This is a genomic window from Salinigranum salinum (genome assembly GCF_009176545.1).
In the GTDB taxonomy this organism is placed as follows: Archaea; Halobacteriota; Halobacteria; order Halobacteriales; family Haloferacaceae; genus Salinigranum; species Salinigranum salinum.
The window spans coordinates 1,880,733-1,905,918 of sequence record NZ_VTOJ01000001.1; the positions used below are offsets into that span (position 1 = coordinate 1,880,733).

The window sequence follows — 25,186 nt, forward strand, 5'->3', positions numbered from 1 at the left end:
CGGTAACGTCTTACGCCTCCTTCGGTAACCTTGCCGCAGATGGATTCCGCGAGCGAGCAGGAGGCGTACTTCGCCGAAGTGAGTTCGGAGTACGCCGACTCGTACACGAACCCACAGACCATCATGGACCACGAGAAGGTCCATCGACTCCAGGTCGCCCTGTCTCTCGCCCCACTCGACGACAGTGAACGCGTCCTCAACGTCGGTGTCGGGGGGGGAGAACTGGCCCAGTTCGTCCCGCCGTCCCTGCACGAACGGATCGTCGGATTCGACTTCTCCCGTGCGATGATCGAACAGGCTCGCAGGAGACGACCCGATGGCACGTTCGTCCAAGGGGTCGTTCAGGACATCCCGCTCGGGGACGGGGCGGTCGACACTGTCCTCTGTCTCGGCGTCGTCGGCTATCTCGACCCGGCCGAGTTGCGCGAGGCCATCGAGGAGCTGTATCGCGTGTCGGACGTAACGGTCGTGCTCTCGTTCGCGAACGCGGCTTCTCCGTTTCGACGGGCTCGGCAGGGTTACTACTACGTCTTCCTCGACACGCTCAAACGCCTGAGTGGCCTGGGTGAGCCGCTCACGCATCGGTACCGTTCGTACGATCCGGAGATGGTGATCGAACTCCTCGAAGCGGCGGGGTTTTCTGTCACCGACCGCGCCTATCTCACCTACTCGAGCGGACTGTCGAACACGCCGATCCACAGGCGGCTCTACCGGTTCTTCGAGCGTCGACTCTCCCAGAGCGACCGAGCCGGTCCGCTGGCAATGACGTGGGTCGTCAAGGCGGAAAAACGCGACCATGACGGGTGACGACTACGCCGATCGTGACGTCGTCGTCGTCGTGATCGACGCGCTCCGTACCGACGGCGTCGGCCACCTCGACGGCGTGTCGGGCGTGACGCCGACGATCGACGCACTGGCCGCATCGGGCGTCACCTTTCCGAGCGCGTACTCGTGTATCAACACGACCGACCCGTCGCTCACGACGATGGAGACAGGGCTGTTCCCGCGCACGACGGGGCTCGTTCACCACGGCCAGCAGGTGACCGAGAGAGAGGCGGCGGGTCTCTCCGGGGTGCCCGTCCTCGCCGAGTGTCTCCGTAGCGCGGGCTACGACACCGCTGCGGTCGACTGGCTCGGTCGGTGGCACCAGCGCGGGTTCGATGCGTACACCGGTCGCGACGGGATCCACGACTACGGTGCTCACGACGACGACCGCGACGGGGCGGACGCCGAGTCGCTCGCTGGGCGCGTCGCGGACGCCGTTAACGACCACAGGGACGTGCTTCCCGATACACTGTTCCGGCTCCTTCGGGCGTCGTACCGGCGCGTCGTTGGCTCGCCAGGTGACAAGGACGCGGTCGAAGACGCCGAGACCACGACCGACCGAGCCATCGACCTCCTCGACCGGATGGACCGTCCCCGATACCTCTTCGTCCACTACTGGGACGTCCACGCCCCGTACGACACCCCACAGGAGTTCGCCTGCGACGCCCTCGTCCCGGAACTGTCGGTCGACGAGGCACAGGTCCGGGCGGACCTCGATCGTATCGAGAACGACGACCGACGACGATACGTCGAGGAGATCCTCGAAGACGGCCTCTCCGCGGCACTCCGTCAGTACTACGGCGCAGTCTCGTACGTCGACGCCGAACTCGCCCGACTGCTCGAGCACGTCCCCGACGACGCGTACGTCCTCGTCGTCGCCGACCACGGTGAGAGTCTCTTCGAGCACGGCATCTTTTTCGAACACCACGGTCTCTACGAGGTCAACACGCACGTGCCGTTCGTCGTCGATGGCCCCGACGTGTCCGGCGATACACCCAGCGGGTTCGCGCAACTGTGCGACCTCATGCCGACGGTCCTCGGTCGCGTCGGCGTCGACCACCCACCCGTAGACGGAATAGACCTCTGCGAGCGACTCGAAGCCGGCCTCCCCCTCCGAGACGTCGCCTTCGCGGAGGAGGCACAGACACAACGGAGACAGATGATCCGAACCTCCAACTACCGATACATCCGCGCGCTCGATGATAGTCCGTGTTCGTACTGCGGCGTCCGTCACGGTGACGAAACGGAACTCTACGACCTCGCGGCGGACCCGAACGAGCGGGCGAACGTCGCCCGAGAACACCCCGACGAGACGGCACGACACCACGACCGGCTCCAGACGGTACTCGAGGAGACCACGCCGGTCGAACGGGTCAGAATCTCGCAGACGCTCGATCGAGTCGCCCGGAGTCCACGCTTATGACGGATCACGAGTCGACGGCAGTCACTCTGATCGGCCTCGATGGCGTCTCGTGGGCGTTGATCGACGACGTGACGACCCACGCCGACGTCCCGGTGCTCTCGAGCCTCGTCGACGAGTCGGTTCACGGCACGACGACGTCGACGATCCCCTCCTTGACCTGCCCAGCGCTCCCGACGCTCTACACGGGGAAGAACCCGGGAAATCTGGGTATCTTCGACTTCGTCAAACCCGACGGATCGCTCGTCGACTACACCGACGTGACGGAACCGGCGGTCTGGGACTACCTGTCGGATCGTGACGTCTCGATGGTCGTCGGAGCCATGCGGACCACACACCCGGCCCCGCGGATCAACGGCGTGTTCATCAGCGACGTCCTCTCGACCGCGGAGGAACCCGACTACGTGACGCCGGAGACCGCGCGTGAGTACGGCGACCGGTTCCACGAGCAGCGGGAACTGCTGGAGGCGGCGAAGAAGGAGGGACCCTCCCCAGCGTTGCTCGACGCGTTCATCGAGATGAACAACACGCGGAGTGACGTGTTCCTGGCGCTGCTCGACGAGTACGACCCCGATTTCGCCCTGCTCTGGTTCGGACTCTCCGACGGCGTTCAGCACTACTTCTGGGACGATCCCGAGAGTCTCCGCACGTTCTTCGAGGCGTTCGACGACCGACTCGGCCGAATTCTCGACGCCCGCTCCGAGAGTAACGTCGTCGTCGTCGGCGACCACGGGTTCGGTCCGGCGACGAAGTACCGGTTCCACCTCAACGACGTCCTGCACGAAGGTGGGTACCTGACGCTACAGGGAGGCGTCGCACGGGCGGCGGCAACGAAACTCTCCTACCGGCTGTCCGAACTGTATCTCGACGACCGCTGGAAACGTCGGGCGCTGGACCTCGTCAACCGGTTCAAACGAGACGAGCCGACGGATACAGAGTCGTCCAGTGGTCGGGATCGGACAGTCGTTTCGCCGTTGAACACGATACCGGGCATCGACTGGTCCGAGACCGTTGCACACGTCTCGACTAGGAAGGGATGGGGAATCAACCTGGTCGAGGAGAACATCGACGGCGACCCGGACGAACTCCGCGACGAGATCATCGAGTACATCACGCAGGTGACGGCCCCGAACGGAGCGCCGGCGATCAAAGACGCCTGGCCCGGCGAGGAGATCTACTGGGGACGATACGGAGATCAGGTCCCGGACATCGTCTACCTCGCACACGACGAACTCCGGGTACGACCGTCCGTGGTCGGGAAACGGTTCACGAGGCACGCGTCGAGTTACGTCGGGACACACGAGTCCGCCCGCGAAGCCGTGTTCATGGCGAGGGGACCGGACGTCGTCAGGGAGGAGCCTGTCGGCGCGGTCGAACTCTACGATATCGCCCCCACACTGATTCACCTGACCGGGAATCGGATCCCCGAAACACTCGATGGCGAGGTCGTCGACCTCACTTCGCGGCCGGTCACGCACGGCCAGTATCACACCGAGCGGTATCGCATCCGGAACGGGCTCCGAGCGGTGAGCGAACGACTGTGAGCGTCCCACTCCCGACGCATTCAAATACGACCATTTCGACTATCTCCCGATGACCACGGAGCCACTGACGTATCGACTCTGGAAGTGGGTGGTCCAGCGGGTTTCTCGACACCGCAGATCGTACGAGCAGCACGAACTCATGAACTCGACCGACTGGGACGTGCTCGTGGTACTCGACGCCTGTCGGTGGGACGTCCTCCAGTCGGTGACCGAGTGGCCGATCGATGCGTGTCGATCTCCCGGAAGCACGACCGGACAGTGGCTCGAGACGGCCGAACAGACCGGTGTCTTCGAGGACGTAGTCGTCGTCTCGGGACAGTCACAGTACGCGAAGTACGACGTCGGTGCGCGTACGGTCGACCCGGTCTGGGAGACGGAGTGGGACGGCCGCCTCGGCCTCGTCCCACCGGAGCCCGTCTACGACGTCGCAGCCGACTACATCGACGGTGGCGACCTGCCCGTGGTCGCACACGTACTCCCACCGCACGCCCCCTACGTCGCCCGACTCGGGTCGCTCTGGGTGCCGATCCACCCCGATGTGAACATCTGGAAGCGAAACACGTCTGTTCGGCCGGCAGACAAGATCTCACAGCAGACAGCGATGGCGACGGGCCACATCGATCTCCGTCGCGCAGCCCAGGGCTACCGCGCGTCGGTCGAGAGCACCTGGGAGGTGACTCTGAACTACGTCGAAGCGTGGCTGGAGCGAGACCTGACCGTCGTCGTGACCGCCGACCACGGCGAGACGTTTGGTCGGATCCGTGACTTCGGGCTGGTCGAGCATCCGTACGACTGTCACGTCGCACCGCTGGTCCGGGTGCCTTGGGTCGAACTCAAACGGGGTTCGCCGCCGAGTCGGACCCCGGAGTCTGTGGACGAGAAACTCGAAGCGCTCGGATACGTCGACTGATTCGACGTCGGACAGCGAATCCCTCATACATATCTGTAACCGGAATCGACAAAACCATCCACGGAGTTGAGTAGACGAACACAATGCGTATCCTCGTAACCGGCGGCGCCGGCTTCATCGGCTCGCACCTCACAGAGGGACTCCTCCGCGCCGGCCACGACGTCGTCGTCCTCGACAACCTCGACCCGTACTACGACGTCGACATCAAACGACACAGCCTCGGGCGGTGTCGCGACGCCGGCGGGGACCGGTTCACGTTCGTCGAGGGCTCCGTGACCGACGAGGCGCTCGTGCGCTCGACCGTCGCCGAACACGACGTCGAGTTCGTCTACCACCAGGCCGCACAGGCGGGCGTCCGTGCGAGCGTCGAGAACCCCAAGAAGTCACACGAGGTGAACACCACCGGACTGCTGAATCTCCTCGAAGCGGCCGCCGACGCCGGCGTCGAGCGGTTCGTCAACGCCTCCTCGTCGTCGGTGTACGGCCGCGACGAGTACCTGCCGTACGACGAGGATCACCCGACGAACCCGCGGAGCCCGTACGGGGTGACGAAGGTCGCCGCCGAGCACTACTGCACCGTCTGGACCGACCTCTTCGACCTGCCGTGCGTGAACCTCCGGTACTTCACCGTCTATGGGCCACGCATGCGGCCGAACATGGCGATCACCAACTTCGTCTCGCGGTGTCTGAACGGCGAGCCACCCGTGGTCTACGGCGACGGCGAGCAGACGCGCGACTTCACGTATGTCGACGACGTGGTCGAGGCGAACCTGGACCTCCTCGAGACCGACGCCGCCGACGGCGAGACGATGAACGTCGGGTCGACGGGGAACATCTCGATCACGGAGCTCGCGCGGTACGTCGTCGAGGAGACCGGAGCCGACGTCGAGGTCGTCTACGACGAGGCCAGGGACGCGGACGCGAGACACACCCACGCCGACGTCTCGAAGGCCGAACGGCTCATCGGCTACGAGCCGACGACGACTATCCGCGAGGGCGTCTCGCAGTTCATCGACTGGTACCGCAAGAACCGCGAGTGGTACGAGCCGCTCGTGATCGGGTCGTAGACGACGGAACGCACATCGCTCGCGAGCGCTGGAACCCGAATCCGCTCACACGTTCGAGCCGACGACGACTGTTCGAGTCCGACTACTCTACCGTGACACTCTTGGCGAGGTTGCGCGGTTTGTCGATCGACCGCCCCTTCCGTTTCGCCACGTGGTACGCGAACAGCTGGAAACAGACGTTCGCGATCAGCGGCGAGAGCACGCCGAGTTCGGGCACCTCGAAGGAGACGTCGAGGAACTTCTCGGCGTCCTCGATCGACGTACAGCCGAGCACCGGCGCGCCGCGTGACTCGACCTCCTTGACGTTGTTGAGCGTCGCCTTCGGGTTCGCCCCCTCCGAGAGGACGGCGAGGACGGACGACTCGGGCGTGACGAGCGCCAGCGGCCCGTGTTTCAGTTCGCCGGCGGCGAACCCCTCGGCGTGGACGTACGCGATCTCCTTGAGCTTCAGCGCCCCCTCGAGCGCGACGGGGTAGCCCAGTTTCCGGCCGATAAAGAAGAACGCCTCGTCGTCGGCGTGTTCCTCGGCAGCCTCGCGGATGGCCTGCTCGGCGTCGAGCACCTGCTGGACGGCACCTGGGAGCTTCCGAACGTTCGAGAGGAACTCGATGGATCTGGTCGTGGACATGACCCCGCGTGCGCGGGCGAGAGAGACGGTCAGGAGCGCGAGCGTCGCGACCTGCGAGACGAACGTCTTGGTCGCCGCGACGCCGATCTCGGGCCCGGCCCTGATGAAGACGGTGTCGTCGGCCTCGCGAGTGACGGTGCTCCCGAGCGTGTTCGTCACCGCGAGGCTCCGGGCACCGGCGCGTTTCGCGCGGCGGAGCGCCGAGAGCGTATCGGCCGTCTCCCCGCTCTGTGTGACGGGGATCACGAGGGTTCGCCAGGGGTCGCGCCCGCCGTCGAACTCGTACTCGCTCGCGATCTCGGCCGAGGCCCGCACGTCGGCCAGCGTCTCGACCAGGCGGGCGGCGTACATGCCGGCGTGATACGATGTGCCGCAGGCGACGAACGTCACCTCGTCGAGCGAGTTGAGGTACTCCTTCGGGAGTTCGAGGTCGAGGTCGACCTTGCCCGCGAGTTCGTCGATCCGGCCCGAGAGCGTCTGCCGGAGCGCCGTGGGCTGTTCGTGGATCTCCTTGAGCATGTAGTGCTCGTAGCCGCTCTTCTCGGCCGCCTCGGCCTCCCACTCCACGTGGTCGCGGGGCCGGTCGACGACCTCACCGTCGTTCGTGATCTCGACCCCCGTTCTCGTGAGCACCGCGACGTCGCCGTCCTCGACGTACGTCACTTCACGGCTGTGTTCGAGGAACGCGGTGACGTCGCTGGCGATGAAGCTCCCGGTCTCGCCGTGGCCCACGACGAGGGGGCTGTCCTGTCGTGCCGCGACGATCCCGTCGAAGTCGACGGCGACGACGCCGAGGGCGAACGTCCCCTCGAGCCGGTCGAGCACGCGGGTGACCGCGGTGGGCAGGTCGTCGCCCGCCGCGAGCCGCTCTTCGACGAGGTGTGGCACGACCTCGGTGTCGGTTTCGGACGTGAAGGTGTGCCCGTCGCGTTCGAGCTCCTCACGGAGCGTGTCGTAGTTCTCGATGATCCCGTTGTGGACGACGGCGACGTCGCCACCGCAGTCAGTGTGCGGGTGGGCGTTTGCGTCCGTCGGTTCACCGTGGGTGCTCCAGCGGGTGTGGCCGATACCGACGGTCGTCTCGTCGTCGGGGAGGACGAGGTCTTTGATCCGACCAGCCTGCTTGAACAGGCGGATCCCCTCGTCCCCACGGAGCGAGACGCCGACCGAGTCGTAGCCGCGGTATTCGAGATTCTCCAGACCGGTGCGGAGAATCGGCAGTGCCGGTTCGTCACCAACGTAGCCGATGATTCCACACATGTCATCCCCTCCTGACCGTCGCGTTGTCCTCCAGCGGCCCGTCGACCGTCGCCCCCTCGTAGACGTGGACGTTGTTGCCGACGATCGACCCCGGTGCGAGGGTGACGCCGCCGGCGAGCGTGGCGTTGTCGCCGACGACCGCGCCCAGCCGGACGGACTCGTACAGTTCCCCCGCGAGCGCGAGCGTCGCCAGCCCACCCTCCGCCGTACAGTTGGGTCCGACGACGGAGTTCGAGCCCACGACGCAGTCGCGCAGCACCGTGCCCGCCCTGATCGTCGCGTCGGGGAGGACCACCGAGTTCGAGACCACGGCGTTCGCGCCGATCTCCGCGTTGTCTCCGAGACTGGTCCCCGCCAACACCGTCGCGTTCGGGTGAACGCGGACGTCGTCGGCGACGTCGACTGGTCCCGTGACGGTCGCCGCGTCGTGGACGACCGCCGCGTCGTCGAGCCGACCGCCGGTGGTGTCGAGAACCCCTGCGTTCACCGAGAGGAGGTCCCACGGCTCGGAGACGTCGAGCCACCGCCCGTCGTACCGGACCGCCCAGACGTCGGTGTCGACGGCCAGCCGATTGAACGCCGCGGTGATCGGCACCTCGCCGACCGTCTCGACGTTCCGGATGACGTCGAAGATTCCCGTAGTGAACTTGTAGACGCCGGCGTTGATCAGCTCGCTCATCGCGGTGTGTTCCGGCGGTTTCTCCTCGATCGAGAGCACCCGGTTTCCCTCGACCTCGACGACGCCGTACGAACTCGGCGTCTCGGAACGGCTGACGGCGAGCGCCGGTGCCGGCGTCGACGCGTCGGCGACCTCCGAGACGAGTGAACTGTCGATGATCCGGTCGCCGTTCAGGACGACGAAATCGTCGTCGACGTACGACTCGGCCTGTTCGACCGCGTGACCGGTCCCGAGCTGTTTCTCCTGTACCGCGTAGGTGATGTCGACCCCCCAGTCGTTGCCGTCTCCGAAGTGACTCTGGATCCGCTCGCGCTTGTAGCCGACGACGAGAACGATGTCGTCGAAACCAGCGTCGGCGACGGCCTCGACCACGTACTCGAGGAGTGGGCGGTTCGCGATAGGCACCATCGGTTTCGGCCTCGTTCGAGTGAGTGGCCTGAGACGCATCCCCTCTCCCGCCGCAAGGATGACTGCATGCATACTCGTCTCCCCGTTGGGAAGTGCAATGAATTTATTTACTCGTCCGGTTTGCAAAATCGCATCATCCGACCGGGAGGGGACGACGCGTGGAAGAGCGGAAGTGTTATTTAAACGATGGGCGTTAGCGCCGATGATGCCCCATCCCGACGACGTCTGCGTCCTCGTACCGACGCTCGATGAGGTCGAGACCATCGCCGGCGTCGTCGTCGGCTACCACGAGGAGGGGTTCGAGAACGTCCTGATCGTCGACGGTGGATCGACCGACGGCACTCGCGAGGCCGCCGAGTCGGCAGGCGCCCGCGTCGTCGTCCAGTCCGGGTCGGGCAAGGGACAGGCGGTCCGCGAGGCGGTCACCGACCACGTCGACACGCCGTACGTCCTGATGGTCGACGGCGACGGCACCTACCTGCCGGAGGACGCCGAGACGATGCTGGCCCCGCTCGACGACGGCTACGATCACGTCATCGGCGACCGCTTCGCCGACATGCGCGACGGGGCGATGTCGCGGCTGAACCGGGTCGGAAACCGGCTGTTCAACCGGGCGTTCGCGTTCATCCACGGCACCGACTTCGGCGACATCCTCTCGGGTTACCGGGCGTTCACCCGGGAGTCGTTCGAGGAGATGACGCTCTCGGCGGAGGGGTTCGGGATCGAGACGGAGATGGCCGTCGAGTGTGCCAAACACCGGATCAAGACCACGGTCGTGTCCATCACGTACCTCCCCCGGCCCTCGGGGTCGAACACGAACCTCAGCCCGCTCCGCGACGGCAGCATCATCCTGCTCGAACTGTACCGACGCGCCAAGACCAACAACCCCCTCTTTTATTTCGGGAGCGTCGGGTTCGTCGCGACTGCGATCGGTCTCGGCATCGGGATCTGGGTCGGCGTCGAGTGGGTGACGCGGAGCATCTCGCACGAGGTGATGGCCGTCGTCTCGGCGTTCGCGATCCTCTTCGGCGTGCAGTTGCTGATGTTCGGCGTCCTCTCGGACCTCATCTTCTCGCTCCACCGCGAGCAGATGCAGCGGCTCGAACGACTCGAAGAGGAGTGAGACGGCGTCGAGTCACGGTTAGGGTCGGGCGAGAGCGCGGCGGGTTCGGGGTTCAGAAGGGAAGCAGACCACGGAGTCGACCGACGAGGCTGTTCGAAGCGGACGCACGGTACTCCTCGAACACCGGGTGGAGTTCGTCGAGGAGGTCGCGTTTCGACTCGAACCTCGTCGCCGGTGCGGCCTCGAGGATCTCCGACAGCGCGACCGTGCCACCGGAGGCGTCGTACGACACCTCGACGTCGCCGACCGCTCTGATTACCTCCTCGGCGGTCGCGGGGTAGTCGATCCGGTCGTCGAGGTGCGGTTCGAGCGCCGCGATACCGAACTCGATGTGGTCCGTATCGGACTCGTCCTGTTGTGGTGGCCTGACGCCCATTATCGTCCGTTACGCAGTCCCCCATTGAAAAACCCCCGAAGCGCTCTTTCGAGCGAACGGGATCGATGTTCGACGGCTCGGGCGGCGACAGTCCGCAAACGGTAACCCACACCGTCTCGTCCGTTCGGTCATGGCGGAGTACACCACGGTCTCGATCCCGAAAGACCTCGCCGAACGCGTCGACGAAACGATCGAGGGGACGAGCTTCTCCTCGACGAGCGACCTCGTGCGGTTCCTGCTCCGGAGTATCGTCATCCAGTACGAGCAGTCGGACGGCCTGACCGAGGCGGAGTTCGAGGAGATCACGGATCAGCTCGTCGATCTCGGCTACCTCGAGTAGTTCCTGGGCGGTGGATCACCCACGAACGGTCAGGAGGGGACGTCTTCGAGCGTCTCCTCCGGCGGCACCGCGTCGACCTCCCTGAGCGTCAACTGGTTGCCCGAGCGGTCGTACGCGCGGAGCGCTGCCCGGTCCCACGGCGGCACGGCGACGAGCACCGCGGCCGCGAAGTCGTCGCGCTTCGTCGGTCCCCGCGGGCCCTGCGGATGGGCGTGAAACCGCGCACGCCCTCGGCCGGCCGGCGTCGACAGATCGAGACCGAACACCGCGGTGACGGAACGTCCGGCTTCGGGGAGGTAGAAGTGTGACAGCACGGGGGCGTCCCCGTCGAGCCCGATGTCGGCGTCGAACGCTCCCGCAGGGGTCGACGTCAGAACGACGCTGACCGGATCGGGCTCGGCGGCCTCGCTCATGTCGAGGAGCACGTCGAGCAGCGCGCTCGTGACGTGTATCGACTGACGGTCGTCGGAGTCCGTCTCCGTCCTCGTATCGCCAGCGTCCGGACCCGATCTGTCGCGCGGTTCGTTCACGCTCCCGTTACGTACTCGGTGCGGAAAAAGCGTGTCGGAGTCGTCCACGCCCGACCCCGGTCGTCGCAGCCGACGTGTCGGTGTCCCCTCCCTACAGCATCTCCCGCAGGGCGCTGGCGTACGCCGACGGGAGGCGCGACCGGGCGTTGTCGAGCGCGTCGTGGAGGGCGGTCGTCGCGTCCTCGAACACGCCCGCTCCGTGACCCACGAGCACTCGCTCCGGTTCGAGCCCGTGGAAGGCTCGCTTCGGCGGGACGGGACGGAGCATCGGGTGGACGCCCAGCCGTTCGCCGGACGCGCAGAAGTACGACGCCGTGCCGAGCGCCTCGGGCACGACGAGCGTCCCCGTCTCGTCGTGGTAGAGACCGACTTCCTGCCACGGCGGGAGGGAGCGGTTCACGATCGTCAGCGCACGGTAGCCCGTGTCCGCGAGCTCCCGACCGAAGCGTTCGGTGGGCGCGTCGAGTTTCGACGCCACCCCAGTCATCCAGTCCGGGACGTACACCGGCACGTCGTGTCGGCGGGCGACCGCGGCCGCGTCGCGCTTGTGTCGGTCGAGGCAGACGACGACGCCGGCGACCTCGCCTACGGAGGCGAGCAGGTCGTCGACGCCGGGCGCGTCGACCGGGTCGATCACCCACGCCTCCCCGTCGCTAGACTGAGTCTCACTGTCCGCGGCGCTTCGTTCCACGCTGTCGACGCCCAGCACGTGGCTCGCGCGCTGCATCCCCTCGTCGGGGTGTGCGATCCATCCGACGCCGCCGTCCCACCGGTCGATCTCCTGCAACTGACCCGTTCCGCGACCCTTCATCGGCATGTCCCACTGCAGGTGTCGGACGCGGATAAGAAACCCGACTGCGCCCGCACGTGCGCGGTCGGTCACTCTGCGCGCGAGGCTGCTTGTGCACGACACCGACCTCGAGCCACCCCAACCGTATATCCGGTCGGCTCCCGAAAGGGGAGCGATACCGATGCTCTCCGCGCTCACCCACCTCGCACTCGAAGTGAAGTACCTCGACCGGGCGCGTTCGTTCTACGTGGAACACTTCGGGCTCGAGCCCGCCCGCGTGTCCGATCGAGAGGTCACGTTCCAGGTCGGCGAGACGGCGGTCGTTCTCCGGCGGCCGAGTGGGGTCCCGCGCGGGGGCCTCCACGTCCACTACGCCCTCGCGACCGGCGCGGACGCCTACGAGACGTGGGAGGCACGGCTCTCCGCGCTCCCGTCGACCGCGTTCGACTTCGGCGGGTCGCGGTCGCTGTACGTCGACGATCCCGACGACCACTGCGTCGAGGTCGGCACCGTCGCCGACCCCGACGCCGGGGACGACCTCGTCGGCGTCTTCGAGGTCGTCCTCGAGGTCGAGGAGCTGACGAGCGCGGTCGAACGCTACCGGGCGCTCGGCTTCGAGGTCGTCGATCGCGGTGATGACCGACGGCGGGTCCGGCTGCGGGGTCCCGTCGACCTGGAGCTCTGGGAGCCGCAGCTCGGGATCGCGGACGCTCGCGGCGGCGTCCACGTCGATCTGGGATTCGTCGCAGACGACCCGACTGCGGCCGCACGGACGGTCGCCCCCGACGCCGGGATCGAGTCGATCGACGGCGGTGTGCGGGTCCGCGAGGCCGACGGACACGTCCTGACGTTCGTCGAGGGACGAACCGGACCACAGGCGTAAGCCACTGGCCCGTGGAGGGAGTGTATGCCCTACCGGAAACGCCGCGTGGACGACGTCCCGAACGCACCGGCACCCTCTGCGGAGAAGAAGGAAGTCGACGAGGCGCTCGGCGTCGAGGCGTTCGGCTTCAACGTCTACACGGTCGAACCGGGCGAGCGGGTCCCGTGGGGGTACCACCACCACCCCCGACACGAGGAGCTGTTCTACGTGCTCGAGGGCGTGTTGACCGTCGACACGCCCGACGACCCGGTGATCGTCGAGGCCGGCGAGGCGCTCCACGTCCCGCCCGAGCATCCGAACCGCGCGCACAACGCGGGCGAGGCGGTCGTCAGGCTGATCGCGGTGGGAGCGCCGAAGGCGACCGACGAGGCCGTGATCGAGGAGCGGTGTCCGTCCTGTGGCGAGCAGACGGGACGGCGCGGGGAACGGGCGAACGACGGTGACACGGTGCGCCTGCACTGTACGGCGTGTGGTGCGGAGACGGACCGCTTCGGTCGGAACAGCGGCTGAGCGCTCGAGAAGGGGCGAACGGACGACACAGGGGCGGCTCGGCGGACGGGGTGTCGTCGCGTCGCGAACCGTCCGCCGACCGTGCTCAGTGCACGGAACCGGTGGCCGCCCGATCGGACAAAAACTCCGGGCCGGGCGGTCGTGAGGATGGGGTCGCCGCCGAAGGAGACGCCGTGGGGGAACGGAGAGAACGACGATCGCCGGCGAGAGAGGTCACGAGAAGCAGCTATGGTCAGGATAGGCGGTCCGTGTCGATCTGGACGCCGGGCGGGGCGACGACGAGGAACTTCCGAAAGTGCATCAGTTCGCCGCCCATGTCCTTGACGTCGCGGGCGAAGCCGGCGGCGAGCTGGTTGAGGTCGCCCTCGATGGCGAGAAAGAGCACGCTCCCGCTCTCGACGGCGGCGATCCACTCCCCCGGCGGCGTCGACCCGTCGAGGACGCCGAGTATCACGTTCCCCTCGATGTCGTCCGTGTCGAGGTACTCCTCGGCGCTCCGGAGGTCGAGGTCGAAGTCGCTCATGTCGAGTGGGTTGCGGTCACGCGAGAAAAACGTTCTGTCGGCTCTCCGTCCGACGGTGGGGCGACCGGCAGCTCCCATCCAACACTGACCAGATCACGCCGACCGCGGATTCAGGATGGCACTGGACCGGACGGACGCATCTCGGTCCACGAGACTCCGTCTCTCGTGGTCGGTGGAGACGTCTGACCGAAACACCTTAGATTATTGCCAAATAACACTGACACTTGTATGAGCGATCTGATCGACCCGGCAGCGTATCGGGACCACCTCGGGGAGACGGAGACGGTCGATCTGGGGCCGATCACTCGGAGAGAGATCCGACGGTACGCGCGTGCCGTCGAGGACGACAACCCGCTGTTCTGGGACCGGGAGTACGCGACGGACCACGGGTACGATGACCTCGTCGTCCCTCCCAACATGCCTCCGTCGATCCTGGAGCCGGGCGCCGGTGCACCGACGGACGAACTCCGGGACGACGGACTCCCCCCGTCGCTCGGTGTCGAGCCTCCGCTGCCCGACGGAGTCCGCACGATGAAGGGAGAACGACAGCTCACGTTCCACCAGTACGCCACTGCGGGCGACCCGATAATCCGCGAGAGTACCTTCGACGACATCTATCAGAAGGAGGGATCGAACGCGGGAACGTTGACCTTCACAGTCGTCGTCGAGGAGTACTTCGTCGGCGAGGAACCGATCGTGACGAACAGACAGGTCCACCTGCACTACGATCCGGGATGACCCGACCGACCGACACGTCGGTGGGCGACCGGCTCGACACGCTCGAGAAGACGTTCACACGCCCACAGCTGTTCAGGTTCAGCGCCGTCCGGTGGAACCCACACAGGGTCCACTACGACCGGAGATACGCCACGGAGGAGGAAGGACAGCCCGACGTCCTCGTCCACGGGCCGCTGCACGAAGCGGCGATCCAGCAGTTGCTGATGGACTGGGTCGGATCCGACGGCAGGCTCCTCGAACTGAGCTGTCGGATCGTCGGTCGAGCGGTCCCGGAGGAGCCGTACCTCGTCGAGGCCGAAGTCACTGCGGTCGACGAGCGCGACGGGACGGTCGAGTTCGACGTCTGGACGCATCAGGCCGGAGAGCGGTGCGCCGACGGGAGTGCAGTCGTCCGACTCGAACGGTAACGGACGTGGCGCTCGTCGGTCGGGGATCCGTCGAATGGCGACACGCTCCAGCACGAACGGCGCGCTCACCCGGGCCGTCACGCGACACGAAGGACACTTTTATATACTGTCGACGGCTCCTTGGAAGTACAATGTCCAATAACACGGACGTGGAGGACACTTCGTCGGGTTCCCCGGCGGGTCGAGTTCTTCCAGGGCACACTGGAAACCACTTCTGAGATCGAGACGGTACGGGTTTTCGACACGACGCTCCGCGACGGTGAGCAGTCGCCACGCACTTCCTTCTCGTACGACGAGAAACGGGAGATAGCGACGCTCCTCGACGCGATGGGGACGCACGTCATCGAGGCGGGCTTCCCCGTGAACTCCGACGCCGAGTTCGAGGCAGTCAGAGACATCGCCGCGGCGTCCGACGCGACGACGTGCGGGCTGGCCCGCGTCGTCGACAAGGACGTCGAGGCCGCGCTCGACTCGGGCGTCGATCTGGTACACGTCTTCGTGTCCACCAGCGACGTCCAGTTGCAGGACTCGATGCACGCCTCTCGCGCGGAGGCGGTCGAGCGCGCGGTGAAGAGTGTCCGCCGCGTCAAGGAGGCGGGTGTGGAGTGCATGTTCTCGCCCATGGACGCCACGCGAACCGAGAAGGCGTTCCTGATGGAGATCATCGAGGCCGTCTCGGGAGAGGGGGTCGACTGGATCAACATTCCCGACACCTGTGGCGTCTGTACGCCGACGCGGATGGCGAACCTCATCGGCGAGATCGTCGACGCGACCGACGCACGGATCGACGTCCACGCCCACGACGACTTCGGGCTCGCCACCGCGAACGCGATGGCCGGCTTCGAGGCCGGCGCCGAACAGGCGCAGGTGTCCGTGAACGGCATCGGCGAGCGCGCCGGCAACGCCGCCTACGAGGAGGTCGTGATGTCCGCCGAGTCGCTCTACGGCATCGACACCGGCATCGACACGACGCGCATCACCGAACTGTCGCGGATCGTCGAGGCGGCCAGCGACATCCCGGTGCCGCAGAACAAGCCCGTCGTGGGGCGCAACGCGTTCTCCCACGAGAGCGGGATCCACGCCGCCGGCGTGCTGGAGAACGCCAGCACGTTCGAGCCTGGCGTGATGACGCCGGAGATGGTCGGTGCCTCCCGCGAGTTCGTGCTCGGCAAGCATACGGGGACGCACTCGGTCCGCAAGCGGCTCGTCGACGCCGGCTTCGAGCCGACCGACGCGCAGGTCCGCGAGATCACCCGGCGCGTCAAGGACTACGGTGCGGAGAAACAGCGGGTCACGATTACCGAACTCGAACGGTTCGCCGACGAGGTCGGCGTCGACCGTCTCGAGGGCGAGGACGAGGACGAAGAACACGAGGAGGTCCGGGCGTAGGATGTCCCGCCTCCCGTTCGCTCCCACCCGCGAGCCGCAGGTCCAGGTCCGCGACGACCACGGTCCGGTACGACGACGGCCGATCCCTCGACGCGAGGGCAGCGGCCGCTCACGAAAGGGTTTTATGATCCGAGCGTATCGCTTCGGGTACGATGAGGCATCTCACCCGTGGCAGCGGTGCTCGGTCGACGAGCACGGGCGCTCCCAGGGTCGATGCCGCCGCCATCCGGTCGATCGTAGGGGCTGTCTAGGCCCCTCACTCCCTCTTCTCAGCGCGGACTGGACCGACCCGAACACAGTGGCGTGTAGCGACCAACACCGAACCCAAGCCGAGGAACCAAACACATGAGCGAACGAGCGACACCGAAACCCGAGGCGGACGATCCCGAGAGCGGGTCGACCGACGCGGAAGCACAGCCACGAACAGACGAACCAGCGGACGAACGACCGCCGGTGACCACCGGGGCGTCGTCGGTGATCCGCGCGCTCGAGGGGGCGGGCGTCGAGGCGGCGTTCGGCGTCCAGGGCGGTGCCATCATGCCCGTCTACGACGCCCTCTTCGACTCGTCGATCCGGCACGTGATGATGGCCCACGAACAGGGCGCGGCCCACGCCGCGGACGCCTACGGCGTCGTCCGTGACGAACCGGGCGTCTGTCTCGCCACGTCGGGCCCCGGCGCGACCAACCTCGTCACGGGACTGGCGGACGCGAACATGGACTCCGACGCCGTGCTCGCGCTCACCGGCCAGGTGCCGAGCGACATGGTCGGTTCCGACGCCTTCCAGGAGACCGACACCATCGGCGTCACCGCGCCGATCACGAAGCACAACTACTTCGCGGGCGACGCGGACACGGTCGGCGACACCGTCGGCGAGGCGTTCGCGCTTGCCGGCATGGGTCGGCCGGGTCCTACCCTGGTCGACCTCCCGAAGGACATCACGCAGGCGGAGACGGGTCGCGACCCCGGCCCGGCTCGGCCGCCGAAGACGTACAACCCGCAGATGGAGGCCGACGCCAAGGACGTCAAGGTGGCGGCGAGGGCCATCGAGAACGCCGAGAAACCCCTGCTGCTGTTCGGCGGCGGCGTCATCAAGGGCGACGCCACCGAAACCGCCCGTGCGTTCGCCACCGACCACGGCATCCCCGTGGTGACGACGATGCCCGGTATCGGCTCCTTCCCCGAGGACCACGAGCTCTGCCTGTCGTGGGCCGGCATGCACGGAACCGGCTACGCCAACATGGCGATCACCCACACCGACCTGCTGATCGCGGTCGGGACGCGGTTCGACGACCGACTCACCGGTGGCATCGACACGTTCGCCCCGGAGGCGGAGGTCGTCCACATCGACATCGACCCCGCCGAGATCAGTAAGAACGTCCACGCCGACTACCCGCTCGTCGGCGACGCGGGGCGCGTGCTCGACCAGGTCGACTCCACCATGGCGCACTCGCCCGACGCCCGCGAGTGGCGCGACCAGTGCCAGCAGTGGAAGTCGGAGTATCCGATGGACTACGCGGCACCCGCCGACGAACCCCTCAAGCCGCAGTTCGTCGTCGAGGCGTTCGACGAGGCCACGCCCGACGACACCATCGTCACCACGGGCGTCGGCCAGCACCAGATGTGGGCCTCGCAGTACTGGACCTACCGCGAACCCCGGACGTGGGTCTCATCGCACGGGCTCGGGACGATGGGCTACGGTCTCCCGGCGGCGATCGGCGCACGCCTCGCCGCGGACCAGATGGGCGACGAGGACCGCACCGTGGTCTGCTTCGACGGCGACGGCTCCTTCCTGATGACGATGCAGGAGCTCTCCGTGGCCGTGCGCGAGAACATGGACATCACGGTCGCCGTCCTCAACAACGAGTACATCGGGATGGTCCGCCAGTGGCAGGACGCCTTCTACGAGGGGCGGCGGATGGCCGCCGAGTACAACTGGTGTCCGGAGTTCGACAAGCTGGCGGAGGCGTTCGGTGCCCGCGGCTGGCGCGTCGACGACTACGACCAGGTGGCAGACGCCGTCGAGGAGGCGCTGGCGTACGACGGGCCGAGCGTCATCGACTTCCACGTCGACCCGGCCGAGAACGTCTACCCGATGGTCGCGTCGGGCGCACCCAACGGGAAGTTCGCGCTCTCGGAGGACCAGCTATGAGTTCGGACCGAACCCCCACAGCGGAGTCGTCACGAGCCGAAGACACCCACAGGACGGGACTGAAAGGGCCCGGCCCGGACGAACGGCCGCACCCGCAGGGCCGGCGCAACAGCCAGGGCATCCGGATCGACCCCGAGGTCGAGGCCGAACCCGACACCCGCGAGGCGGTGCTCTCCGCGCTCGTCGTCAACGAACCCGGCGTGCTCGCTCGCGCGTCCGGGCTGTTCGCCCGCCGGCAGTTCAACATCGAGTCGCTCACCGTCGGCACGACGCAGACCGAGGAGTACTCCCGCATCACGCTCGTCATCCGCGAACCGGAGCCGGGCATCGAACAGGCGAAGAAGCAACTGGAGAAGCTCGTGCCGGTCATCTCGGTGACGGAACTCACCGACGACGCCGTCCGCCGCGAACTCGCGCTCATCAAGATCGACGGCGAGCACCCCGACCAGATCGCCGCGGTCGCCGACATGTACGACGGCACCGTGGTCGACGCCTGCGCGGAGGCGATCACGGTCGAGGTGACGGGCCCGAAGAAGACCATCGAGAACGCGCTCGACACGTTCGAGCGGTTCGGCGTCCGCGAGATCGTTCGGACCGGCGCGGCGGCGCTGGAGGCGGGCGCGAACGCGACGGCGAAGCAGTGGCCGGACGACTGAGCCGGCGACGGACCGAAACGTAAAAACATCAGCTTTCCACCTATCCAATCCATGTCAGACGCCGAATTCACTATCGACGTATACTACGACGACGACGCGGATCGCTCGCAGATCGACGACAAGACGGTCGCAGTCCTCGGCTACGGGAGTCAGGGCCACGCACACGCGCAGAACCTCGCCGACTCCGGGGTAGACGTGGTCGTCGGACTCCGCGAGGGCTCCTCGTCGCGCGCGGCAGCCGAATCCGACGGGCTCCGCGTGGCGACACCCGTCGAGGCGGCCGCCCAGGCCGACATCGTCTCGATGCTGGTCCCCGACACCGTCCAGCCGGCGGTGTTCGAGGCCATCCGTGACGAACTCGAACCCGGCAACACGCTCCAGTTCGCCCACGGCTTCAACATCCACTACAACCAGATCGTCCCCCCCGAAGACGTCGACGTGACGATGATCGCACCGAAGTCGCCGGGCCACCTCGTCCGCCGCAACTACGAGAACGACGAGGGAACGCCCGGTCTCCTCGCGGTGTACCAGGACGCCACCGGCTCCGCGAAGGGCGAGGCACTCGCGTACGCCCACGCCATCGGCTGTACCCGCGCGGGCGTCGTCGAGACCACGTTCAAAGAGGAGACCGAGACGGACCTCTTCGGCGAACAGGCCGTCCTCTGCGGAGGGATCGCCTCGCTCATCAAACAGGGGTACGAGACGCTCGTCGACGCGGGCTACTCGAAGGAGATGGCGTACTTCGAGTGTCTCAACGAGATGAAGCTCATCGTCGACCTGATGTACGAGGGTGGGCTCGGCGCGATGTGGGGTTCGGTCTCCGATACCGCCGAGTTCGGCGGACTCACCCGCGGCGACCGTGTCATCGACGACCACGCCCGCGAGAACATGGAGGCGATCCTCGAGGAGGTCCAGTCGGGCGAGTTCGCCCAGGAGTGGATCACCGAGAACCAGGCCAACCGACCCAAGTACTGGCAGCTCCGCGCGCAGGAGGAGAACCACGAGATCGAAGAGGTCGGCGCGCGCCTGCGCGGGCTGTTCGCGTGGGCCGAGGAGGAAGAAGAGGCGACCGAAGACGACGGGAAGATCACACTGAACGAGTGACGACCAGGAGAGACACATGACACGCAAGATGAAAGACATCGAACACACGAACCCCCACACGGGGGAGGCGTTCGGCGCGAACGGGGGCGTGTTCACGCGCGGGCCCGCCGCCGCCGACGGCGGCACGGAGGGCGACGAGATGAGAGACGTCGAACACACCGCGCCCGACGGCGACGGCGCGAACGAGGTGTGGGAACGCGGCCCAGACCGCGAGGAGACCGACGAGACGCCGCCGACCGACGAGACCGACGAGGCGGCACCGACCGACGAGGTGAAAGCCGACGGGACAGTACCGGATCCAGAGGAAACCACAGATGAGTGAGGGAACACTGTACGACAAGGTGTGGGACCGCCACACGGTGACGGAGTTACCGACCGGACAGACGCAGCTGTTCGTCGGCCTCCACCTCATCCACGAGGTGACGAGCCCGCAGGCGTTCGGGATGCTCCGCGAGCGCGATCTCGACGTCGCATACCCCGAACTGACCCACGCCACGGTCGACCACATCGTCCCCACCGCGGACCAGTCGCGGCCCTACGGGGACAGCGCGGCCGAGGAGATGATGGCCGAACTCGAACAGAACGTCCGCGACGCGGGCATCGAGTTCGACGACCCGACGACCGGGAACCAGGGCATCGTCCACGTCATCGGGCCGGAGCAGGGCATCACCCAGCCCGGCAAGACCATCGTTTGTGGCGACAGCCACACGTCGACGCACGGCGCGTTCGGTGCACTCGCGTTCGGGATCGGGACGTCGCAGATCCGCGACGTGCTGGCGACGGGCTGTGTCGCCATGGAGAAACAGCAGGTCCGCAAGATCGAGGTCACGGGCGAACTCGGCGACGGTGTCGAGGCGAAAGACGTCATCCTCGAGATCATCCGTCGACTCGGCACCGAAGGGGGCGTCGGCTACGTCTACGAGTACGCGGGCGAGGCGATCGAGTCGCTGGACATGGAGGGGCGGATGAGCATCTGCAACATGTCCATCGAGGGCGGTGCCCGCGCGGGCTACGTCAACCCCGACGAGAAGACGTACGAGTGGCTCCGCGACACCGACGAATTCAGAGAGGACCCCGAGAAGTTCGAGCGACTCAAGCCGTACTGGGAGTCCATTTCGTCCGATGAAGACGCCGAGTACGACGACGTCGTCGTCGTCGACGGCGACGAGCTCGAACCCGTCGTCACGTGGGGGACGACCCCCGGGCAGGGGATCGGCATCTCGGAGCCGATCCCCCACCCCGACGAGCTCCCGAAGGCCAAGCAGGAGACGGCCCGCCGCGCGCAAGAGCACATGCGCGTGTCGCCCGGTGACACGATGGAGGGGTACGAGATCGACGTCGCGTTCCTCGGCTCGTGTACGAACTCCCGGCTCGCCGACCTCCGGCGTGCCGCCACGATCGTGAAGGGTCGGCAGGTCCACCCCGACGTCCGTGCGATGGTCGTCCCCGGCAGCCAGCGCGTCCAGCGCGCCGCCGAGGAAGAAGGGTTGAAAGAGATCTTCACCGAGGCCGGCTTCGAGTGGCGCAACGCCGGCTGTTCGATGTGTCTCGGCATGAACGAGGACCAGTTGCAGGGCGACGAGGCCTGCGCGTCCTCGTCGAACCGGAACTTCATCGGCCGACAGGGGTCGAAGGATGGGCGCACGATCCTCATGAACCCACGGATGGTCGCCGCCGCGGCCCTCAAGGGGGAAGTGACCGACGTGCGCGACCTCAAGGAGGTCGCACTGGCATGAGCGAGGTCGAGATCCCCGAGGTCGACTACGTCTCCGGGAGCGGCGTCCCCATCCGCGGCAACGACATCGACACCGACCAGATCATCCCGGCGCGGTTCATGAAGGTCGTCACCTTCGACGGGCTCGGCGAGTTCGCCTTCTTCGACCTGCGGTACGAGGACGACGACACGCCGAAGGACCACCCGTTCAACGAGGAGCGCTTCCAGGACTCCTCGGTGCTGGTCGTCAACGCCAACTTCGGCTGTGGCTCCTCGCGCGAGCACGCCCCACAGGCGCTCATGCGCTGGGGGATCGACGCCATCGTCGGCGAGTCGTTCGCCGAGATCTTCGCCGGGAACTGCCTCGCGCTCGGCATTCCGACCGTCACGGCCGATTCGGAGACGGTGGAGGCGATCCAAGAGTGGATCGACGAGCATCCGGACGGCGAGATCGCGGTCGACGTCGAGGCCGAGACGGTCACCTACGGCGACACCACGGTCGACGTGACGGTCGACGACGCCCAGCGCAAGGCGCTCGTCGACGGCGAGTGGGACACGACGGCACTGATGCGGGCGAACCGGAACGCGACCCGCGAACTCGCCGAGTCGCTGCCGTACGTCGACCTCGAATCGTAGCGCACACCGCTCGCTCGTCGGGCGAGCGTATTTCTGTCGACGGTTCGCAGGTTCGACGAGACATGCCCCAGACGTTCGACGCCGACCGGGTCGAGGCGGTCCTGTTCGACTCCTACGGGACGCTCGTCGACACGCGATCGGCCGCACGGGTGCTCGACGGGATCGTGGACGACCCGGACGTGGTCGCGACGGCGTGGCGCGAGAACGCCCTCTTTTACTCCGTGGTGGCCAACGACCTCGACCAGTACGACACGTACTTCGAGCTCCACCTCGACGGGCTCCGGGACGCGCTCGGAGCCGAGGGAGTCGAACTCCCCGAGGACCGGCTCCGTGACCTCAACGGCGTGTACCACGATCTCGAGCCGTTCGGCGACGTGGCGCGAGGGTTCGAGCGGCTCGCCGCGGCCGGCTACCGGCCGTCGATCTGTTCGAACGGCAACCCCGAGATGCTTGACTCGCTGGTCGCGTCGACGGGGATCGCCGACATCGTCGCGGAGCGCGTGAGCGCACACGACGTGCGGACGCTCAAGCCCGCCCGGGAGCTGTACGAACACGCCGCCTCGCGGGTCGGGCGGGAGCCGAGACAGGTTGCCCACGTCACCGCCCACTGGATGGACGTCCAGGGGGCGATGAACGCCGGGATGCAGGGGGTACACCTGCGCCGGGACGGGGCACCAGCGTGGCCGTCGTTCGGCCCGGCCCCGACGCTCGCCGTCGACTCGCTCGACGCGCTCTGCGATCGACTCGGTGTCTGAGGACGTGACACGTGGGGTCGGACGAGGCGTGCGACGGGCGCCTCCGCTCCCGTTCCGTGCGGTTCCGTCCAGTTCCGCTCGGTTCTGTCGGGTTACGCCGGCTCCTCCTCGCCCGCCCCGACGAGTTCGTCGAACCGGGCCGGATCCTCGGTGAGTTCTCTGAACGTGGCGGCCGCGAGGAACCGGGTCGGCGCGACGACCCACTCCGACGTCGCCGCGTCGTGGGGATCGGGTGCGTCCGTGTCGAACCACCACGCGACGTACCGTCCGTCTTCGAGGCGGGCCGTCGGGAGGAGACGATCCTTCACCATCGTGTCGACGCGGGTCCTCGCGTCGAGTCGTGGCGATTCGTCGGGAGCGGGCGGTTCGCGGATCTCGATCGAGACGTGTCGGCTCCCGTGCGTGGGACCGTCGGCCACGGGGCGTTCGTCGGGACCGGGTACCTCGTCGACGTCCGCCGTCCCGTCCGTTTCGGTGGTCCCCTCATCCTCGATCCCGTCGGGGGCCGTCTCCCCGTTCTCGGTCCCATCACTGCTTTTCATCGTCGTCCCCCGATGGCGACCGTCCGCCGACCCGTCACGCGTGGCTGCCAGCGAGTCGGTTCGTCACTCCGCCAGCGACAGTGCATACGCGGCCAGTGAACGGCCCCGCTCATAAGCTTCAGTCGGCCGTCCGTCAGACGGTCCCGCGACGTGTCGGGTGTCGGTGGCGCGAACACACCCTGGCCCGCCCCCGTTCCTGGTCGTCCACCGTGCGACGGACGCGGACCGACCCATTCATCACCGGGCCGCACACGCAGGTAACCATGACCGACGAGATCGTCGTGATCCCCGGTGACGGTATCGGACAGGAAGTGATCCCCGCCGCCCGCGAGGTGCTGGCGGCTGTCGGCGACTTCGAGTTCATCGAGGCGCCCGCGGGTGACCACGTGCTCGAAAGCGAGGGCGAGGCGCTCCCGCAAGAGACGTTCGACCTCGCCGCCTCCGCGGACGCCACGCTGTTCGGTGCCGCGGGCGAGACCGCCGCCGACGTGGTCATCCCGCTCCGCCGGGCGGTCGACTCGTTCGTCAACGTCCGGCCGGCGAAAGCCTACCCCGGCGTGGACGCCCTCCGACCCGAGACGGACCTGGTGTTCCTCCGCGAGAACACCGAGGGCGTCTACGGCGGCCACGAGCACCGACTGACCAACGACCTCTCGACGCTGACGCGCGTCATCACGAACTCGGCGTCGCGACGGCTCGCGCGGTTCGCCTGCGACTACGTCGAGGAGGGCGAGTGGGACGGATTCACGGTCGCACACAAGGCGAACGTCATGCGCGAGACCGACGGCCGGTTCAAATCGGCCGTCGAGTCGGTCGCGGAGAAACGCGGCGTCGCGACCGACGACGCGCTGATGGACGCGCTGGCGATGCATCTCTGTCTCCATCCCGAGGAGTACGGCGTCGTCGTCTGTCCGAACCTCGCGGGCGACATGCTCTCGGACCTCGCGGCGGGGCTCGTCGGCGGGCTGGGACTGCTCCCCTCCGCGAACCTCGGGCCGGAGCGCGGTCTCTTCGAACCCGTCCACGGGAGCGCGCCCGACATCGCGGGCCAGGGCGTCGCCAACCCCTCGGCGACGGTCCTCTCGGCGGCGATGCTCCTCGACTCGCTCGGCTACGAGGACGAGAGCGAGGCGGTCCACGCCGCGGTCGAGGCCGTCCTCGCGGACGGGCCGCGGACGCCCGACCTCGGCGGCGACGCCTCGACCGACGAGGTGACGGACGCGATCGTCTCGCGGCTCGACTGATCGGGCGACGAGTGACGGGGTCGCGGTCGGGTCA

Annotated in this window: 27 protein-coding genes; 20 read left to right on the forward strand and 7 right to left on the reverse strand. The window is 67.2% G+C overall.

The features are described from left to right. Positions 1-39: 39 nt before the first annotated feature. From FZP69_RS08960 to FZP69_RS08980, 5 genes are all read left to right on the forward strand, one after another. Positions 40-807, forward strand: coding sequence for a class I SAM-dependent methyltransferase (locus tag FZP69_RS08960; RefSeq protein ID WP_152040976.1), 768 nt, complete (start codon positions 40-42; stop codon positions 805-807). Further along, a complete protein-coding gene (locus FZP69_RS08965) occupies positions 797-2,248 on the forward strand; it encodes a sulfatase family protein (protein ID WP_152040977.1) in 1,452 nt (483 codons plus the stop codon). The genes FZP69_RS08960 and FZP69_RS08965 overlap by 11 nt, the downstream gene beginning before the upstream one ends. Beyond that, positions 2,245-3,789 (forward strand): alkaline phosphatase family protein, encoded by a 1,545-nt coding sequence (locus FZP69_RS08970; RefSeq protein ID WP_152040978.1) that lies wholly within the window; start codon positions 2,245-2,247, stop codon positions 3,787-3,789. Before FZP69_RS08965 ends, FZP69_RS08970 begins: the two co-directional genes overlap by 4 nt. Before the next feature lie 49 nt (positions 3,790-3,838). After that, the gene (locus FZP69_RS08975) at positions 3,839-4,699 is read left to right on the forward strand and encodes a hypothetical protein (RefSeq protein ID WP_152040979.1); all 861 of its coding nucleotides are present in this window, start codon (positions 3,839-3,841) and stop codon (positions 4,697-4,699) included. Between the two features lie 83 nt (positions 4,700-4,782). Next, positions 4,783-5,766: an SDR family oxidoreductase gene (locus FZP69_RS08980; protein ID WP_152040980.1), complete on the forward strand. Its 984-nt coding sequence runs from the start codon at positions 4,783-4,785 to the stop codon at positions 5,764-5,766. An 82-nt stretch (positions 5,767-5,848) separates the two neighbouring features. Here FZP69_RS08980 and glmS read toward each other — a convergent pair whose 3' ends face one another. Both glmS and glmU read right to left on the reverse strand, forming a co-directional pair. Continuing rightward, positions 5,849-7,654, reverse strand: a complete 1,806-nt coding sequence (gene glmS, locus FZP69_RS08985; RefSeq protein WP_152040981.1) for a glutamine--fructose-6-phosphate transaminase (isomerizing) — start codon at positions 7,652-7,654, stop codon at positions 5,849-5,851. Position 7,655: 1 nt separating this feature from the next. Further along, positions 7,656-8,813, reverse strand: a complete 1,158-nt coding sequence (gene glmU / locus FZP69_RS08990) for a bifunctional sugar-1-phosphate nucleotidylyltransferase/acetyltransferase (RefSeq protein WP_152040982.1) — start codon at positions 8,811-8,813, stop codon at positions 7,656-7,658. 133 nt (positions 8,814-8,946) lie between these two features. Here glmU and aglJ point away from each other — a divergent pair, with 133 nt between their 5' ends. Then, positions 8,947-9,864, forward strand: a complete 918-nt coding sequence (aglJ, locus tag FZP69_RS08995; RefSeq protein ID WP_152040983.1) for an S-layer glycoprotein N-glycosyltransferase AglJ — start codon at positions 8,947-8,949, stop codon at positions 9,862-9,864. A 52-nt stretch (positions 9,865-9,916) separates the two neighbouring features. Here the strand turns inward: aglJ and FZP69_RS09000 are convergent, their stop codons facing one another. Beyond that, on the reverse strand, positions 9,917-10,240 hold the full coding sequence (locus tag FZP69_RS09000; RefSeq protein WP_152040984.1) for a DUF5789 family protein: 324 nt from the start codon (positions 10,238-10,240) through the stop codon (positions 9,917-9,919). Between the two features lie 130 nt (positions 10,241-10,370). On the opposite strand from FZP69_RS09000, the gene FZP69_RS09005 reads away from it, so the two are divergent. Then, positions 10,371-10,580 (forward strand): ribbon-helix-helix domain-containing protein, encoded by a 210-nt coding sequence (locus FZP69_RS09005; RefSeq protein ID WP_152040985.1) that lies wholly within the window; start codon positions 10,371-10,373, stop codon positions 10,578-10,580. Positions 10,581-10,609: 29 nt separating this feature from the next. Here FZP69_RS09005 and FZP69_RS09010 read toward each other — a convergent pair whose 3' ends face one another. Both FZP69_RS09010 and FZP69_RS09015 read right to left on the reverse strand, forming a co-directional pair. After that, positions 10,610-11,110 (reverse strand): hypothetical protein, encoded by a 501-nt coding sequence (locus FZP69_RS09010; protein WP_240137505.1) that lies wholly within the window; start codon positions 11,108-11,110, stop codon positions 10,610-10,612. Positions 11,111-11,201: 91 nt separating this feature from the next. After that, the gene (locus FZP69_RS09015) at positions 11,202-11,927 is read right to left on the reverse strand and encodes a hypothetical protein (RefSeq protein ID WP_152040987.1); all 726 of its coding nucleotides are present in this window, start codon (positions 11,925-11,927) and stop codon (positions 11,202-11,204) included. Positions 11,928-12,081: 154 nt separating this feature from the next. On the opposite strand from FZP69_RS09015, the gene FZP69_RS09020 reads away from it, so the two are divergent. After that, positions 12,082-12,783, forward strand: a complete 702-nt coding sequence (locus tag FZP69_RS09020; protein WP_152040988.1) for a VOC family protein — start codon at positions 12,082-12,084, stop codon at positions 12,781-12,783. Between the two features lie 24 nt (positions 12,784-12,807). Continuing rightward, complete coding sequence (locus tag FZP69_RS09025) at positions 12,808-13,293, forward strand: cupin domain-containing protein (protein ID WP_152040989.1); 486 nt, start codon at positions 12,808-12,810, stop codon at positions 13,291-13,293. Positions 13,294-13,525: 232 nt separating this feature from the next. Here the strand turns inward: FZP69_RS09025 and FZP69_RS09030 are convergent, their stop codons facing one another. Beyond that, on the reverse strand, positions 13,526-13,816 hold the full coding sequence (locus FZP69_RS09030; RefSeq protein ID WP_152040990.1) for a DUF5779 family protein: 291 nt from the start codon (positions 13,814-13,816) through the stop codon (positions 13,526-13,528). 228 nt (positions 13,817-14,044) lie between these two features. Here FZP69_RS09030 and FZP69_RS09035 point away from each other — a divergent pair, with 228 nt between their 5' ends. From FZP69_RS09035 to FZP69_RS09080, 10 genes are all read left to right on the forward strand, one after another. After that, positions 14,045-14,554 carry an FAS1-like dehydratase domain-containing protein gene (locus FZP69_RS09035; protein WP_152040991.1) on the forward strand — a complete coding sequence of 170 codons (510 nt, stop codon included), beginning with the start codon at positions 14,045-14,047 and terminating at the stop codon, positions 14,552-14,554. Next, positions 14,551-14,961, forward strand: coding sequence for an acyl dehydratase (locus tag FZP69_RS09040; protein ID WP_152040992.1), 411 nt, complete (start codon positions 14,551-14,553; stop codon positions 14,959-14,961). The genes FZP69_RS09035 and FZP69_RS09040 overlap by 4 nt, the downstream gene beginning before the upstream one ends. A 120-nt stretch (positions 14,962-15,081) precedes the next feature. Then, a complete protein-coding gene (locus tag FZP69_RS09045) occupies positions 15,082-16,350 on the forward strand; it encodes a LeuA family protein (RefSeq protein ID WP_152040993.1) in 1,269 nt (422 codons plus the stop codon). A gap of 345 nt (positions 16,351-16,695) precedes the next feature. Beyond that, complete coding sequence (gene ilvB / locus FZP69_RS09050) at positions 16,696-18,501, forward strand: biosynthetic-type acetolactate synthase large subunit (RefSeq protein WP_152040994.1); 1,806 nt, start codon at positions 16,696-16,698, stop codon at positions 18,499-18,501. Further along, on the forward strand, positions 18,498-19,157 hold the full coding sequence (gene ilvN, locus FZP69_RS09055; RefSeq protein ID WP_152040995.1) for an acetolactate synthase small subunit: 660 nt from the start codon (positions 18,498-18,500) through the stop codon (positions 19,155-19,157). Before ilvB ends, ilvN begins: the two co-directional genes overlap by 4 nt. A 51-nt stretch (positions 19,158-19,208) precedes the next feature. Continuing rightward, positions 19,209-20,261, forward strand: coding sequence for a ketol-acid reductoisomerase (gene ilvC, locus FZP69_RS09060; protein ID WP_152040996.1), 1,053 nt, complete (start codon positions 19,209-19,211; stop codon positions 20,259-20,261). Positions 20,262-20,277: 16 nt separating this feature from the next. Next, complete coding sequence (locus FZP69_RS22975; RefSeq protein WP_240137507.1) at positions 20,278-20,583, forward strand: hypothetical protein; 306 nt, start codon at positions 20,278-20,280, stop codon at positions 20,581-20,583. Next, a complete protein-coding gene (gene leuC, locus FZP69_RS09070; protein ID WP_152040997.1) occupies positions 20,576-21,997 on the forward strand; it encodes a 3-isopropylmalate dehydratase large subunit in 1,422 nt (473 codons plus the stop codon). Before FZP69_RS22975 ends, leuC begins: the two co-directional genes overlap by 8 nt. Further along, positions 21,994-22,611, forward strand: a complete 618-nt coding sequence (gene leuD, locus FZP69_RS09075) for a 3-isopropylmalate dehydratase small subunit (RefSeq protein ID WP_152040998.1) — start codon at positions 21,994-21,996, stop codon at positions 22,609-22,611. Before leuC ends, leuD begins: the two co-directional genes overlap by 4 nt. Positions 22,612-22,673: 62 nt before the next feature. Continuing rightward, positions 22,674-23,366: a haloacid dehalogenase type II gene (locus FZP69_RS09080; protein WP_152040999.1), complete on the forward strand. Its 693-nt coding sequence runs from the start codon at positions 22,674-22,676 to the stop codon at positions 23,364-23,366. Positions 23,367-23,458: 92 nt separating this feature from the next. Here FZP69_RS09080 and FZP69_RS22875 read toward each other — a convergent pair whose 3' ends face one another. Then, positions 23,459-23,908, reverse strand: coding sequence for a hypothetical protein (locus FZP69_RS22875; RefSeq protein WP_204959935.1), 450 nt, complete (start codon positions 23,906-23,908; stop codon positions 23,459-23,461). Between the two features lie 263 nt (positions 23,909-24,171). Here FZP69_RS22875 and FZP69_RS09090 point away from each other — a divergent pair, with 263 nt between their 5' ends. Next, positions 24,172-25,152, forward strand: a complete 981-nt coding sequence (locus FZP69_RS09090) for an isocitrate/isopropylmalate dehydrogenase family protein (protein ID WP_152041000.1) — start codon at positions 24,172-24,174, stop codon at positions 25,150-25,152. The last annotated feature ends 34 nt before the right edge of the window (positions 25,153-25,186 follow it).

Coding starts and splice junctions, on each gene's coding strand:
- leuD (WP_152040998.1), top strand. CDS start 21,994: ATGAGCGAGGTCGAGATCCCCGAGGTCGACTACGTCTCCGGGAGCGGC.
- ilvC (WP_152040996.1), top strand. CDS start 19,209: ATGTCAGACGCCGAATTCACTATCGACGTATACTACGACGACGACGCG.
- FZP69_RS09020 (WP_152040988.1), top strand. CDS start 12,082: ATGCTCTCCGCGCTCACCCACCTCGCACTCGAAGTGAAGTACCTCGAC.
- FZP69_RS08970 (WP_152040978.1), top strand. CDS start 2,245: ATGACGGATCACGAGTCGACGGCAGTCACTCTGATCGGCCTCGATGGC.
- FZP69_RS09000 (WP_152040984.1), bottom strand. CDS start 10,240: ATGGGCGTCAGGCCACCACAACAGGACGAGTCCGATACGGACCACATC.
- FZP69_RS09025 (WP_152040989.1), top strand. CDS start 12,808: ATGCCCTACCGGAAACGCCGCGTGGACGACGTCCCGAACGCACCGGCA.
- FZP69_RS08960 (WP_152040976.1), top strand. CDS start 40: ATGGATTCCGCGAGCGAGCAGGAGGCGTACTTCGCCGAAGTGAGTTCG.
- glmS (WP_152040981.1), bottom strand. CDS start 7,654: ATGTGTGGAATCATCGGCTACGTTGGTGACGAACCGGCACTGCCGATT.
- FZP69_RS09080 (WP_152040999.1), top strand. CDS start 22,674: ATGCCCCAGACGTTCGACGCCGACCGGGTCGAGGCGGTCCTGTTCGAC.
- aglJ (WP_152040983.1), top strand. CDS start 8,947: ATGCCCCATCCCGACGACGTCTGCGTCCTCGTACCGACGCTCGATGAG.
- leuC (WP_152040997.1), top strand. CDS start 20,576: ATGAGTGAGGGAACACTGTACGACAAGGTGTGGGACCGCCACACGGTG.
- FZP69_RS09005 (WP_152040985.1), top strand. CDS start 10,371: ATGGCGGAGTACACCACGGTCTCGATCCCGAAAGACCTCGCCGAACGC.
- ilvN (WP_152040995.1), top strand. CDS start 18,498: ATGAGTTCGGACCGAACCCCCACAGCGGAGTCGTCACGAGCCGAAGAC.
- FZP69_RS22975 (WP_240137507.1), top strand. CDS start 20,278: ATGACACGCAAGATGAAAGACATCGAACACACGAACCCCCACACGGGG.
- FZP69_RS09030 (WP_152040990.1), bottom strand. CDS start 13,816: ATGAGCGACTTCGACCTCGACCTCCGGAGCGCCGAGGAGTACCTCGAC.
- FZP69_RS09090 (WP_152041000.1), top strand. CDS start 24,172: ATGACCGACGAGATCGTCGTGATCCCCGGTGACGGTATCGGACAGGAA.
- FZP69_RS09035 (WP_152040991.1), top strand. CDS start 14,045: ATGAGCGATCTGATCGACCCGGCAGCGTATCGGGACCACCTCGGGGAG.
- FZP69_RS08965 (WP_152040977.1), top strand. CDS start 797: ATGACGGGTGACGACTACGCCGATCGTGACGTCGTCGTCGTCGTGATC.
- FZP69_RS08975 (WP_152040979.1), top strand. CDS start 3,839: ATGACCACGGAGCCACTGACGTATCGACTCTGGAAGTGGGTGGTCCAG.
- glmU (WP_152040982.1), bottom strand. CDS start 8,813: ATGCATGCAGTCATCCTTGCGGCGGGAGAGGGGATGCGTCTCAGGCCA.
- FZP69_RS09040 (WP_152040992.1), top strand. CDS start 14,551: ATGACCCGACCGACCGACACGTCGGTGGGCGACCGGCTCGACACGCTC.
- ilvB (WP_152040994.1), top strand. CDS start 16,696: ATGAGCGAACGAGCGACACCGAAACCCGAGGCGGACGATCCCGAGAGC.
- FZP69_RS09015 (WP_152040987.1), bottom strand. CDS start 11,927: ATGCCGATGAAGGGTCGCGGAACGGGTCAGTTGCAGGAGATCGACCGG.
- FZP69_RS22875 (WP_204959935.1), bottom strand. CDS start 23,908: ATGAAAAGCAGTGATGGGACCGAGAACGGGGAGACGGCCCCCGACGGG.
- FZP69_RS08980 (WP_152040980.1), top strand. CDS start 4,783: ATGCGTATCCTCGTAACCGGCGGCGCCGGCTTCATCGGCTCGCACCTC.